7 protein-coding genes are annotated in these 13,578 nt (G+C 76.9%); 2 read left to right on the plus strand and 5 right to left on the minus strand.

Features of this window, described 5'->3' with window-relative positions; translation table 11 throughout:
* Positions 1 to 84 precede the first annotated feature (84 nt).
* On the minus strand, positions 85 to 2,436 hold the full coding sequence (locus CRP51_RS30010; protein WP_281259682.1) for a sensor histidine kinase: 2,352 nt from the start codon (positions 2,434 to 2,436) through the stop codon (positions 85 to 87).
* 291 nt (positions 2,437 to 2,727) lie between these two features.
* Between CRP51_RS30010 and CRP51_RS19305 the strand changes: the two genes are divergently transcribed.
* A complete protein-coding gene (locus tag CRP51_RS19305) occupies positions 2,728 to 3,138 on the plus strand; it encodes a hypothetical protein (RefSeq protein ID WP_245880678.1) in 411 nt (136 codons plus the stop codon).
* Here the strand turns inward: CRP51_RS19305 and CRP51_RS19310 are convergent.
* The 4 genes from CRP51_RS19310 to CRP51_RS19325 all read right to left on the minus strand — a co-directional run bounded on the left by CRP51_RS19310 (position 3,042) and on the right by CRP51_RS19325 (position 12,925).
* Positions 3,042 to 7,676, minus strand: coding sequence for a hypothetical protein (locus CRP51_RS19310; protein WP_097232524.1), 4,635 nt, complete (start codon positions 7,674 to 7,676; stop codon positions 3,042 to 3,044). The genes CRP51_RS19305 and CRP51_RS19310 overlap by 97 nt on opposite strands.
* Positions 7,677 to 7,730: 54 nt before the next feature.
* Positions 7,731 to 8,606 (minus strand): hypothetical protein, encoded by an 876-nt coding sequence (locus tag CRP51_RS19315; protein ID WP_097232525.1) that lies wholly within the window; start codon positions 8,604 to 8,606, stop codon positions 7,731 to 7,733.
* Positions 8,603 to 10,105: a hypothetical protein gene (locus tag CRP51_RS19320; RefSeq protein WP_097232526.1), complete on the minus strand. Its 1,503-nt coding sequence runs from the start codon at positions 10,103 to 10,105 to the stop codon at positions 8,603 to 8,605. Before CRP51_RS19320 ends, CRP51_RS19315 begins: the two co-directional genes overlap by 4 nt.
* A 354-nt stretch (positions 10,106 to 10,459) precedes the next feature.
* Positions 10,460 to 12,925: an ATP-binding SpoIIE family protein phosphatase gene (locus CRP51_RS19325; protein ID WP_170970607.1), complete on the minus strand. Its 2,466-nt coding sequence runs from the start codon at positions 12,923 to 12,925 to the stop codon at positions 10,460 to 10,462.
* Between the two features lie 197 nt (positions 12,926 to 13,122).
* On the opposite strand from CRP51_RS19325, the gene CRP51_RS19330 reads away from it, so the two are divergent.
* A complete protein-coding gene (locus CRP51_RS19330) occupies positions 13,123 to 13,575 on the plus strand; it encodes a Crp/Fnr family transcriptional regulator (RefSeq protein ID WP_097232528.1) in 453 nt (150 codons plus the stop codon).
* Positions 13,576 to 13,578 lie beyond the last annotated feature (3 nt).

The following is a 13,578-nucleotide window of genomic DNA, read 5'->3' on the forward strand; positions in this document are numbered from 1 at the left end:
CCTGTCCTTCGGTCTGACGTCTCTTCGGTCGGTCTGACGTCTCTTCGGTTGCCGCGGGTCTCCGGGACGGCGTGCGACGGCCCCTCAGGGGGCGGCGGGCGGCGGCTCGTCCGCCCCCTCGGACTCGGTCTGCTCCCGGCCGCGCCGCCAGCCGCGTTGCAGGGCCGCCAGCCTGCTGCGCAGCTCCTCCGCGTCCACCTCGGGCGCGGCCTCCGGGTCGGGGTGGCCGCCCGGCTCGCCGGTGGCGCGCGCCGGGGCCTCGGGCGCGGGCGCCCTGCGGCGCACGCGGCGCGGCAGTCCGGCGCCCGTCACCCCCTCGCGCGCCGGGCGCTCGGGCTCGGACGCGCCGGCGCCCGCGCCGCCCCGTTCGGGTGGCGGGGGCACCGGCCGGCCGTGGTCGGCGACGAGCACGGGCGCCGCGTGGCGCCGGCCGCCCGCCGCCGGGCGGGCGGCGGGGTGTTCCGCGGCGTGCTCCTCGGTGCCGGCCGGGTGTCCGACGTCGCCCTCGGCGTCGACCGCGGCCTCCAACTCGACCGGCCCGTCCACCGGTCCGTCCAGCAGCGCGGGCCGCCCCGGCGCCGAGGCGAGGCGCTCCCGCGTCGGCACTCCCTCGGGGGCCTCGGACAGCAGTTCACCGGGGATCAGGGTGACGGCGGTGGTGCCGCCGTAGGGCGATTCGCGCAGCGCGACCTTCACGTGGTGCCGCTCGGCCAGCCTGGCCACCACGAACAGCCCGATCCTGTCGGTGTCGGAGAGCTGGAACTCGGTGATCTCCGACAGCCGCCGGTTGGCCTCGCGCAGCGCCTCCGGCGTCATGCCCAGGCCCCGGTCGTGGATCTCCAGGGTCACGCCGTGCGGAACGCGCTCGCCCGAGACCTGGACGGCGGTGTGCGGGGGCGAGAACACCGTGGCGTTCTCCAGGAGTTCGGCCATCAACTGCACCAGGTCGGCGACGGCGCCGCCGGCGACCACCAGCGGGGGGAGGCGGCGGATCTCGACGCGTTCGAAGTCCTCGATCTCGTCGACCGCGGCCCGCACCAGCTCGCTCAGGTGCTCCGGCTTGCGCCACTGCCGGGCCGGGGCCGCGCCGGAGAGGATCACCAGGCCCTCCGCGTTCCGCCGCATCCGGGTGCTGAGGTGGTCCAGGCGGACCAGGTCCACCCGGGCCTCGCTGTCCTGGCTGCGCTGCTCCATCGTCTCCAGCAGCTGGAGCTGACGGTGCAGCAGCACCTGGTTGCGGCGGGCCAGGTTGACGAAGACCTCGGAGACGCCGCGCCGGGTGTAGGAACGTTCGACGGCCGCCGAAGTGGCCTCGCGTTGCAGGGTGTTGAGCGAGCGTCCGATGCGGCCTATCTCGTCGTCGCCGTACTCCAGGCGGGGCGCCTCGGTCTCCATGTCGACGTGCTCACCCGCCTCCAGGCGGCGGGTGACGCCGGGCAGCCGCACCTCGGCGGCGTCCGTCGCCTCCCGGGCCAGATCCGTCAGGTCGCGGGTGAGGGAACGCGCCCCGCGCACCGCGATCCACGCCGCGCCCGCCACCAGCAGCAGGCCGAAGCCGCCGGCCAGCACGGCGCGGACGACCAGCGGGGTGTGGGAGGAGTCGAGCCGGTCGGCCAGCCGGCCGTCGGCCTCGGCCACCAGCGCGCCGGTGCCCTCCAGCACGTCGAAGGTGCTCTGCTCCCAGTGGCCCGGCAGCGGGGTGCCGAGGTCGCCCGCCAACTGCTGCTCGGCCTCGGCGAGGATGCGGGCCGTGCCGCTGTCCCAGAAGCCGTCGTGGTTCTGCCGGTCGTCCAGCGGGAGGTCGGGCACGGACTGGGCGTAGACCGCCTCGCGGGCGGCTATCAGGTCGGTGAGCGCGCGGCGCTCGGTCTCGCTGCTGCGGCCGGTGCCGAGCACGCCGGCGACCAGCGCGTCCTCCTGGGAGACGTACTCGCGGGCCTGGCGCAGTCCGGCGACCGCGCTCGCGTGGCGCTGGCCCGAGGCGTTCTCCGCCGGGGGCAGCGCGGCGCGGAAGCGCAGCGCCGCGGCGGTCAGGTCGCTGTAGGCGTCCAACGCGCCGGAGAGCGGGATGGTGTTGCTGTCGGTCTGGCCGCGCAGCCGGTCCAGCTCGCCCAACGTCCGCCGCAGCGTGGCGAGTCGGCTCTCCGCCGCGCCCGTCAGATGGCCCTCGGCGGCGTCGGTCGCCCGCCACAGGCGGCGCAGCGTGACCCCGGTCTCGGCCCGGGACGCGTCCAACGCGTCCAGGGCGTCGGCCCGCCGGGGGTCGGCGAGATAGACGACGGCGTCGCGCCGCTCCCGCTGGAGGGCGGCGATCAACTCGTCCGCGGGGGCGGCGAGCCGGTCGGCGGAGGAGGACGAGTCGGTGGCGTCGAGCGCCGCCGAGACGGTGAGCGCGGCGGTGAACGCCCAGACCAGCAGCAGGGAAAGGAGCGGCACCAACACCAGCGTCCAGACCCTGCGTGGGACCGTCTTGCCGCGAACGCGCATACCCTCCCCTTGCTGTGCCCGGCCGCTCCGCACGCGATGGGTGTCCACGAGTCAACGTGTCGACAGCGCGAGCCTACTACCGGTCAGGCCGGCGGACCCGCTCGGTGCGCACTCCGGTCATCATGGGGGTGACCCGGTGGGCGCCTCATCCTGGTCCGTGACCGGCGGGGGCGCAAGGCGTTCTACCATGGTCACCCGAGGACATATCCGCGCATCTCACCGTGCAGGGGGCCCAGCGGCGTGTATGCGAGACCCCGACTTCCCGATCCCGTGCGCACCGCCGCCGTGCGCGCGGTGATCATCATCGCCCTGACGCTCTGCCAGCTCGTCGTGATGCTGCTGGCGTTGCTCGCCGGCTCCTGGCTGGTGCTGCCGATGGCCATATCGACGTTGCTCAGCGCCGTGGTGGCGACCTGGTCCGTGCTGGACATCTGGGTGACCTCGCAGTCCTGGCGGCAGCGCAACGGCGTGGTCTCCGTGCCGAGCAGCGTCGCGCGGGCCAACGCCAGGGCCCGGCGCGCCGAGCGCCGGGCCGCGAGGAAGGCGGCGCGCCGTCAGGGCAGGGGCGCCGCGCCGGCGTCCGGGGCGGGCGCCGAGGGGGCGGAGGGCGCCGAGGGGGCCGGCGACTGGGACGTGTTGGGCCTGCGGTAGACGCGGGTGGCGGTGACCTCGCCGTGCACCGGCTCGGCCTCCTCGTCGGTACGCGGCAGCCCGGGGCGCAGATGCTCCTCGACGCTGATGTACTTCAGCCCGGCGCGCAGGTCCGCGTCGTTGCGCAACCGGATCACCAGGGGGAACTCGGCCAGCGCCGTGGTGTCGAACAGGCCCGTGGTGTAGAGGAGTTGCACGCCGAGGGCGTCGGCGACCGCGCGTTGCAGCTCCAGCAGATAGGTGGCGTTGGCGCGACCGATGGGGTTGTCCAGGAAGAGCGTGCCGGCGTGCCGGTGGCCGTCGCGGCCCCGGTCGTTGCCGCGCAGCGCGGCCATCGTGCAGTAGAGGGCGATGGCGGCGGTCAGCAACTGGCCGCCGGAGAAGACGTCTCCCATCTGGCCGACGGGGACCCGCTCGGCGCGCAGCACCGCGTCCGGCTTGAGGATCTCCACGCGCACACCGGCCGGGCGGATCGCCGCGTGCGTGCCGCGCAGCAGCAGGGAGACGCCGTCCCGGCGCAGGTCCGTGTTCTTCCGGACGGCGGCGCGGGTCACCTCGTCGACGACCTCGCCCAGGCGCTCGGTGAGCGTCGCCTGGTCGGGCTCGTCGAAGCGGATGCGCAGGAACTCCTGCCCCGACCACTCCCCCAGCCCCTCGGGCAGCCGGGAGAGCCGCTGCGCGGAACGGAGGGTGGCCAGCGCCGACTCGACGAGGCCGCGCAGCCGGTCGACGATGCCGTCCCTGTTCCGCTCCAGCTGGGTCAACTCGTCGCCGAGCACCCGCAGCCGGGGGGCGAACGCCTCGGCCCAGGCCGCCGCGTGGGTGGGCAGGGCGGCGGCGGGCAGCTCCCTGATCTGGGTGCGGGCCGGGGTGCGGACCTGCTCGTAGCGGCTGGCGTTGGCGTGCCGCACCAGCTGGTCGCAGGCGTCCCGCACGGCGGACTCGGCGGCGGCCAGCCCGGAGCCCGCGGCGCGGAGCGCGCGGCGGGCGTCGCCGACGGCCGCCCTGGCCTCCTCGATGGCGCCGGGGTAGGGCTCGGGCGCGGCCGGCGCCTGGTCCGACTCCTCGCCGGGGTCGCGGAGTTGATCGCCGAGCTGGGCGGCGCTCTCGGCGAAGCCCTCGGCGGCGCGCACCGCGCGGGCGTGCTGCTCGGCCAGGGCCCGGTGGGCGGTCTCGGCCTCGGCAAGCTCCTCCTCGCGCGCGGCCAGCTCCGCCTCGGCGGCGCGCAGCAGCTCGGCCGCGCGCGGCGCGTCCTCGGGGACGCGGTCCTCGGGCAGCTCGATGTGGGCGGCGCCCTCGGCGGGCGCCAGCCGCTCGGCCTCGCCGCGCAGCCGGCCCAGCCGCTCGCTGGCGGCGGCAGAACGCCCCTCCAGCGCCTGGACCTGCGCCTCGGCGCGCTCGGCCGCGGCGCGGCGGGAGGGGCCGTCGGCGCCGTCCGGGCCGTCCAGGAGGCGGGCGGCGCGGGTGCGGACCTTGTTGCTCAGGCGGTCCAGCGCGGCGCGGGCCGCCGACTCGTCGCCCTCGGCGCGGGCCTGCTCGGCGCGCAGGTCGGCGCCGACACCGACCTTCTCGTAGAGCCGGGAGGCCGAACGGTACGCCTCGCGCAGCGCGGGCAGCGAGGTCTCCGCGTCGGGCGAGGCCCCCTCGACCGCGTCGTCGGGGGCGCCGGAGACCTCGGCGCGCTCGGCGCGCAGCGCGTGCGCGGTGCGGCGGGCGTCGTCGGCGGCGCGCTGCGCGGCGCGGCGGTCCTCGTCCGCGGCCTGGGCGACGGTCAGCAGCTCGGCGGCGCGGGCCTCGGCGTCGGCGGCCTCGGCCGCCAGCTCCCGCGTCCGCGACCGCCACCGGCCGCGCTCCCGCAGCCGGGAGGCGAGGCCGACCAGCGCGTCGGCGGCGCGGCCGGCGCGCTGCGCCGCCTCCTGCCGGGCGTCCCTGGCCTCGGCGGCCTCGGTCGCGGCGGCGGCCGCCTCGTCGGCCTCGGCGACCAGCGCCGTCAGCCGGGCCTCGGCCTCGACCGCCCGCGCGGCGGTGCGTTCGGCCGCGGCGTCCAGCTCGCCGAGCCGGCCGGCCGGGCAGCCCGCGCGCCAGGAGGCGAGCCGGGCGGCCAGCGCCCGGTCGCCGGTGACACGGGCGGCCAGCGTCCTGATGTCCGTGTCGCGCGCGCCCGCGCGGGCGCGCAGCGCCTGGCGTTCGTCGTCGGCGGCGCGCTCGTCGTGCATCGCGGGGTTGGGCGGGACCAGGAAGATGCCGCTGTCCGCGCCGCCGGGCGGCGGGGTCGGGGCGAGCAGCGCGGCGGCGGTGCCGACGGCGACGGCGGAACGGGGCAGCAGCGCGGCCTCGTCCAGCACCTCGCGGGCCCGGGCGTGGCTGTCCACGTCGGTGATGACGACGCCGTCGACCAGCTCGGGCCTGGCGGCCAGCACCGCCGCGTGATCGGCCGGGTCGACGGCCTGCGCGAGATAGCGCCAGCCGGGCAGGGCGGGAACGCCGTGCTCGCCGAGGAACTCGACGGTGGCCAGCACGTCGGGCCCCGGCGGCAGCAGGCCGCCGTCGCCGAGCGCGGCGAGGATGCGGGCGTCGTCGGCGGCCTCGGTGCGCAGCGAGAACAGGCGGCGCTCGGTCGTCTCCAGGGAGGCATCGAGCAGCCCGGCCAAAGTCTCCGCGTGCGTGTCGAGGTCGGCGACGGTCAACTCCTCGGCGACGCCAAGCAGCTCGGCGAGGCGGGGCTCGGCGGCCAGCGAGCCGGCGGTGGCGCGCTCGGCGGCCAGCGCGGCCTCGGCCGCCTGGGCGGCGTCGGCGGCGCGGGCGGCGGCCAGCTCGGCCGAGGCGCGCTCGCCGGCCAGCTCGCCGGCGCGCTCGGCGGCGCCGGCGGCGGCGATCCGCGCGGTCTCGAACGCGGCGACCGCCGCGCGGGAGGCGTCGGCCGCCGCGAGCGCGGCGGCGGCCGGGTCGGCGCCGGGGCCGTCCTCCAGCCAGCCGGCGCGAACGGCCTCCGCCATCTCCCGCTCGGCCTCCTCGAAGCGCTGCCGCAGATGGTCGGCCTCGCTGCGGGCGCGCTGCGCCTCGGTGGCGGCGGCGGTGGCGTCGCGGTGCGCGGTCCCCGCCTGGGCGACGAGGGCCGCGGAGCGCTCCTCGTGCTCGGCGGCGGTGGCCTCCCCGCGCTCGGCCGCCGCGTGCAGGGCGCGCACCAGCGCGGCGGCGGCCTTCGACCTGGCGGCCAGCGCGGGCGCCGCGTCCCGCTCGGCCTCCTGGATGGCGGCGGCGACCCGCGCGGCGCGGTCGGCGGCGGCGCGGTGCTGGAGCACCGTCTCGGCGGCGGCCCAGGCGGCCTGCCGGGTGCGGGCCTCGGTCAGCTCGCGGCGCTGGGCCGTGGCCGCCTGCTCGGCGGCGGCCAGCGCCAACGACGCGTGGCGGAAGGCGAGTTCCGCGGTGATGCGGGCGGCCCTGGCGCGGGCCTCCTCGGCGCCGGCGACGGCCTCGGCGCCGTTATCCGCGCTCTCGGCCAGCTCGGCGGCCAGCCCCCGCTCGCGCTCGGCCCTGGCCGCCAGCCGCCGGGTCAGCCCGCGCGCCCGGTGCTCGGCGGCCGAGTGGACGGAACGGGCCGACTCGCGCTCGCCGGCCGCCTCCGTCACCCGGCCGAGCAACTCGACGGAGCCGGCCGTGAAGTCGCGCTCGGCGGTCAGCTCGGCGCGCCGGCCGAGCTTGTCGGCGAAGCCGTGCACCAGGTCGGCGAGGCCGTCGGTGTCCCTGGGGTCGGTGACGGCGCGCAGCAGCAGGTCGGTGAAGTCCACGTCGTTCTTCACCGCGAAGAGGCCGGCCGCCTCGCCCTCGTCCGCGTTCATCTCCCGCTGGTAGCGGAAGAGCTCGGGGTCGAGGCCGAGCCGGCCCAGGTGCTCGATCCAGCGCTCGTGGACCTCCTCCCAGACGACGTCGAGGTTCGGGTAGGCGCGGCCGGTCTCGGTGAGGACGTCGCGGAAGCCCTTCATGGTGCGGCGCCTGCCGCGCGCCCCCGAGCTGCCGTCGCCGGACTCGGGGCGGCGCAGCGCGGTGGACTCGGCGACGGGCAGCGAGTCCAGGCTCATCCCCGGGCCCGGCCGGAACGAGTACCACGCCTCGGCGAAACGGCGCGGGTCGTTCGACACCTGGCGGCCGCGCCACTCGCTGACCTTGCCGACGACGACGCTCTCGCCGGTGCGGGTGTGCTGCCACTCCAGGGCCACGTGGCCGCAGTCGTCGGCCAGCAGGAACTTGCGCAGCACGCCCGAGCTGGCGCCGCCCAGGGTGTTGCGGTGGCCGGGGAGCATCACGGAGAAGATCAGCTTGAGCAGCACCGACTTGCCGCCGCCGTTCTCCAGGAAGAGCACCCCGGCGGGGGCCGGGCGCAGCGGCGGGCCGGTGGGCTCGTCCTCGAAGAAGTCCGCCTGCGCGGGGGCGGGTTCGGGGACGGGCGCGCCGACGCCTCGCAGGTCGAGCACGGTGTCGGCGTAGCGGGCGCCGGCTGGGCCGATGGAGTAGAGGCGGACCCGGGACAGCTCGTACATGGCGGGGACTCTCGTGCGTTTCTTACCTGGTAGGGGCGGTGTGGTGCGGCGGGCTCAGCGGTGGAACGGCAGTCCGGCGCCGTCGGCCAGATCGGTGGCGTCCGGGTCACCGGGCAGCAGCGTGCCGGTGCCGTCGCTGACGGGGACCAGACCCAGCTCGGTCAGCTCCGTCAGCGCGGCGGTGGTCGCCAGCTCGCGGACCTGGAGCTGGTAGCGGGGGGTGGTGCGGTAGGTGCCGCCCTGCTCGTCGCCGACGCGGTGCAGGAAGCCGGAGTCGGCGAGGAAGGCGACGGCCTTGCCGACGATGCCGGTCGTCGAACCGGCCAGCCGGCGGGCGTCCTTGGTGGCGCCGGTGGCGCTACGCCGGGCGTAGACCCGCCAGGCCGCCTCAAGCCCCGGCTCCTCGCTGGCGGGGTCCGTGTTCTCCCCGCGCTCGGCGGCGCGCTCGGCCAGCCGCTCGCAGGCGTGGCGGACGAAGGACTCCACGCCGTTGACCGTGATCCGGCCCAGGTAGTCGTCGTCGGCGAGGTCGGCCGGGCGGGGGAACGCCAGGGCGGCGACGGCGAGATGGGCCAGGCCGTGCAGGAAGCGGTCGGTGGTCTCGGCGGTGGTGCGGCGGGCGTACTCGCCCATGCGGACGGCGAAGACCGAGTCCTCGGCGGCGGCCACGGCCATCCCGGCGCGCGGGGAGACCTCCAGGACGACCAGTCCGAGGCCGCCGGCGACCGCGTCGGCGACGCGGGCGAAGGGCGGCTCCTCCTGGTAACGGCGGAGCAGGGCCGCGTAGTCGGCGTCCCTGGCCGGCGGCAGCTTGGGCTGGAGGCCGAAGGAGACCAGCCGGGCCGCGTCGGCGGCGTCGGCCGGGGTGAGCGGCGCCGCGGCCGGGGGCCCCTGGGGCGTGGGCGCTGTGGTGGCGGGCGGGATGGTCAACGGGTCTCCTCCGTGCGGGCGGCGGCCATGCCCGCCGCGTCCAGCAGGGCGGTGCCGACGACGAGGTCGGCGCCGCCGAAGTCAGGGTCGGTCAGCGGGGTGCCGTCGTCCACGGCGAACAACAGCCGCCGCTCGCCCTGCCGGTAGGCCGTGCCGACGGGCGGACTGGCCGCGTGCGCCGCGAGCAGCGCGATCAGGTGCGGCAGCTCGGGGTCGCGGGCGCGGGCGTCGGCGAGCAGCCCGGAGAGCCGGCGGGGGGCGTCGGGCGGCAGCCGCAGCAGCTCCGTCGCCGACTCCAACTGGGCCTCGCTGAACCGGCTGTCGTCCGGGGTCGCCACCAGGTCCGGCTCGGGCAGCTCGGCGCCCAGGTGCTCGCGGGGCGCGGGCGGGGTCAGCAACTGCTCGACGAGGTCGGTCAGCCGGACGGCGCCCGGCGGGCGGGGGCCGGTGCCCCGGGCGAACCAGGCGTCCGTCACCCGCGTCGCCCCGGCGACGGGCGTCGGCAGCAGCGGGGCGAGCAGTTGGCCGTACAGGTCGACGCCGGCGCGGGCGGCCGGGGCGGCGAACGCCTGGCGGTCCTGCTCGGCACGGAAGAGCGGGCCGGCCTCCAGCAGCCGGGACTGGAGCTGGGTGTGGCGCCGGATGCAGTCGCGGACGATGTCGACCAACTCGGCGGCGCGCAGCTTGTGTTCGGAGTCGACGGCCTCGTCCCTGGCGTGCCGGATGTGGGTGAGGATCGCGTTCTCGTGGCGGTAGCGGTCGGCGATGTGGTCCAGCGCCTCGTCGACCATGTCGGGCACGGTGTGCAGCCAGTCGACGGCGCGCACGTCCCGCCGGGTGGAGTCCAGCGTGCGGCGCAGCGTCTCCGCGTACTGCACGGTGCGGTAACGGGCCTGCTCGGCGGCGAGTTGCGCGTCGGCGAGGCGGCCCCTGTTGACCAGCACCTCCAGCTTGACCTCCGCGGCGATCTGGGCGCTGGTGACGTCGGTGTCGAGGGCGCCGACCAGGACGTTGACCGCCTCGTCCGTGGTCCGCAGGTAGACCGCGCCGCCGGGGCCCTGGACCTCCTCGATCAGCTTGAAGTCGTAGTCCCTGCGGGTGTATTCGCCGTCCGCGCCGAAGGTGCCGTAGACGGCGCGGAAGCCGCGGTCGACGCTGCCGACGTTGATCAGGTTGTCCACGACCCAGCGGGCGACGCGGCGGTGCTCGGCGACCGGGCGGCCCGGCGCCTGGGCCGCGATCCTCGGCAGCAGCCTGGCGATGACCTGCTCCTGCTCGGCGCCGGTGTCGAAGTCCATCGCGAGGGTGACCAGGTCGATGGCGGCGAGCGCGACCTCGGCCATCGCGTAACGGGCGTACTCCCCGGCCAGGTTGGCCTTGCGGGTGTCCAGGTCGTGCAGCGGCGCGGTGCAGGCCAGGGCGCGCAGCCGGCGCGCCAGGCCCTCGTCGGCGGCGGGGCCGGGCGCGGGGCGGGGGGCCGGCGACGCGGACGCGGGCACCGGGGGCGGTGTCTGCGCGGCTGGTCCCGGCTGCGCGGGGGCCGGGGGTGGCGTGGTGCCGCCGCTGGGTGAGGGTACGGTCACGAGGCACACCCTAGGCGGTGCCACCGACAACGCTCGATTCGGCACGGATGTGCGGCTTGTCCCGGGCGTGTCCGCGCGGTTCCTGGGTGCGGGCCAACGGCCGTGTGGGGGCACGATTCTCGTGCGGTCGGCGGTCGGCGGTCGGCGGTCGGCGGTGTGCGGGGCCGACAGCCGAGCCGGGGCCGGCGGTGGGTCCTCGGCCTCGGGCCGGTGGGGAGTTGCTCGCGCGGTTCCCCGCGCCCCTGGGCGCCGCGTCGGGGCGAAGGGGGGTCAGGCCAAAGGTTGTTCGGTCCAGATGGTCTTGCCGGTGGCGGTGTAGCGGCTGCCCCAGCGGTGGGCGAGTTGGGCGACGAGGAAGAGGCCGCGGCCGCCCTCGTCCGTGGGGCGGGCGCGGCGCAGGTGGGGTTGGGTCTCGCTGGGGTCGGAGACCTCGCAGATCAGTGCCTCGTCACGGATCAGCCGGACGCCGACCGGACCGCCGGCGTAGCGGATGGCGTTGGTGATCAGCTCGCTGATGATCAACTCGGTGGGAAAGGCGTTCTCCGTCAGGTCCCACTCGCTCAGCTTGCCGAGGACCAGGTCGCGGGCGCGGCCGACGACGGACGGTTCGGCCGGGAGCTGCCAGTCGGCCGTGGAGTCGGGGGGCAGCGGGCGGACCCTGGCGACGAGCAGGGCGACGTCGTTGGTCGGCGCGCGGCCGGGCAGCAGCCGGTCGAGCACGGCGCGGCCGGTCTGTGCCGGTGAGCGGTCGGCGCGGGACGCGTCGGTCAACTGGCCGCTCAGCTCGGACATCCGGTCGGCGGCCGGCGCGCCGTCGCCCCGTGTCGGGTCGCCCGCCGCGAGCCGGGCGCGGTCGGCCACCAACTCCTCGCTGAAGAAGGCCAGCAGGCTGCCGGGGCCGACCCGCAGCGAGAACGTGTCGAACGGGGTGCCGCCCACGCCGAGCGAGGGGCCCGGCTTGAACGGCAGCGCCTCGGCCGCCTCCCCCGGCTGCGCCACCACGGGCGGTGTGCGGCCCGCGCTGGCCATCACGCACTCGCCGCTGACCGGGTCGTAGACGCAGTACAGGCAGGTCGCGCCGATCGCGCCGCCCTCGCCGTCCTGCTCGTCGGAGGCGAACTCGGCCAGCCGGACGGCCAGGTCGTCCAGGCGCGTCATCAACTCGTCGGGCGCCAGGTCCATGTCGGCGAGTGTCTGCACCGCCGTGCGCAACCGGCCCATGGTGGCGGTGGCGTTGAGCCCGTGCCCGGCGACGTCGCCGATGACGAAGGCGACCCGGGCCGAGGAGAGCGGGATCACGTCGTACCAGCTGCCGCCGATGCCGGCGGTGGTCTCGGCCGGCACGTAGTGGCCGGCGGTGCTGGCGGCGCTGACCTCGAAGTCGGCGGGGGGCAGCAGGCTGCGCTGGAGCGTCTCCAGGGTGTGGTGCTCGCGCGTGTAGCGGCGGGCGTTGTCGAGGCTGAGGGCGGCGCGGGAGCCGACCTCCTCCGCCAGGTCGGCGTCGGCGTCGTCGAACGCGGTACGGTCGGGCGAGCGCCACAGCGCCAGCGCGCCCAGCACCTGTCCCCTGGCGCGCAGCGGCACCACCATCAGCGAGCCGGGCGGCCTGGGCAGCAGCAGCCGGTCGGTGTCCTGGCCGCCGGGCGAGCGGTCCCCGGCGTGGACCGCGCGCAGCGCGGCGGCGTCCCCGTCGCGGATGACGCGGCGGCCGTCGTCGGGGGCGGCGCCCGGTGGCGCCTCGATGTGGAAGACGGCGCCCAGCGGATGGACCTCCTCGGGCCACGCGCCGTGTGCGCCGGCGGTCGCGACCCGGCGCACCTGGCCGGTGCTGAGCGCGCGTGCGCCCGGCTCCTCGCCGCCGAAGACGCGTTCGCCGAGGTCGACGGCGGCCAGGTCGGCGAAGTCGGGCACCAGCACCCGGGCCAGTTCCTCGGCGTTGTGGGTGACGTCGAGCGAGGGGCCGATGCGCTGCGCGGCGCGGTGCAGCAGGTCCAGCCGCAGCTGGGTGCGGCGTTCCTCGGTGACGTCGGTGTAGACGCTGACCACGCCGAGCAGCCCGCCGCGCGGGTCGTCCAGGCGCAGCGAGGTGATCGACACCTTGCGCTCCCGCTCGGGGGAGTCCCGGCGGCGGTAGACGTGCTCCCAGTTGACCAGCGGCTCGCCGGTGCGGGCGACGACGGCGAGCCGTTCCGAGACGGCGGCGGCGTCCTCGGCGTCCATGACCTCGTCGAGGGTGACGGGCAGCTCGTGGCGGAGGCCGAGGGCCGGGTCCTTGGTGCTCCACTCGTTGGGGTCGGCGTTCATCCGGGTGATGGCCAGCTCGCCGTCGTGGATGGTGAGCCCGACCTGCCGCTGGGCGAACAGGGCCCGCACCAGCGCCCGGTCCTCCTCCCGCTGCCGTGCCGTGGCGGCGTCGGTGAAGGCGACGAGGCGGTGTTCCCGTTCGCCGAGCAGCGGTGGGAAGACGTCAAGCCGCGCCTCGACGGGCGGCCCGTCGCCCCTCGGCACGCGCACGGGCCAGCTGCCGACCGTGCCGGCGCGCAGCGCCTCGCGGGCGTCGGGGTCGGTGACCAGCTCGGTCAGCGGGGTTCCGGGCAGCCGCCCGGTGGGCACGCCGGTCAGCCACTCCGACCCGGGCGTCGTGGCGAGGACCGTCCCGTCCTCGCCCACTTCGAGCAACACCACCGGTCTGCCGGGCGCACCGCCCAGGTCACCGGGTGTGGGGATCGCGCACACGTTCCTCCCTCGGGTCCGCGGGACGCAGCCCTCTCCCCCACTGTCGCGGACACCGCCGGGACCGGCGACTTCACCGGTCCGATACGGGGATGCGGGCGCGCCAGGACGGGAGTGCAATGGAGGGACCGCCCCCGAACGGCGGGGGCGGCGAGTGGACGGCGCCGCCCGGCCGGGTCCGGGCGGGGAAGGAGGCGGCGATGACCGCTCCACGGCGCCTGCTGCGGGTGCTTCCGCCGGCGCACAGGGACGCCCTGATGGAGCTGGCGAGCGAGGTCTCCTTCGAGCAGGGGCGGCGGATCTTCGAGGAACGCGGCACCGCCGACCGGTTCTGGATCGTCCGTTCGGGGACGGTCACGCTGGACCTGCGGCTGGGCGGCCCCCGGCCGACGGCAGTCTCCTCGCTGGAGTCGGGCGACCTGCTGGGCTGGTCCTGGCTCTTTCCGCCGTTCCAGTGGGACTTCGGCGCGGAGGCGCTCAGCCCGGTGCGGGCGTACGAGTTCCAGGGCGCCGAGGTGCAGGCGCGGTGCGAGAGCGACCCGGCGTTCGGCTACGCGCTGCTGCGGGTGATCGCGGAGATCCTGGCGCACCGGGTGCAGGCGGCGCGGGTGCGGCTGCTGGACCTGTTCGCGCCGCACGCCGCCGGGCGGTGAGCG

Source organism: Streptomyces zhaozhouensis, from assembly GCF_900230195.1.
GTDB lineage: Bacteria > Actinomycetota > Actinomycetes > Streptomycetales > Streptomycetaceae > Streptomyces > Streptomyces zhaozhouensis.

Bases quoted from the DNA above. Each gene is read 5' to 3' on its own strand.
- CRP51_RS19310 (WP_097232524.1), bottom strand. From the start codon at position 7,676: ATGTACGAGCTGTCCCGGGTCCGCCTCTACTCCATCGGCCCAGCCGGC.
- CRP51_RS19330 (WP_097232528.1), top strand. From the start codon at position 13,123: ATGACCGCTCCACGGCGCCTGCTGCGGGTGCTTCCGCCGGCGCACAGG.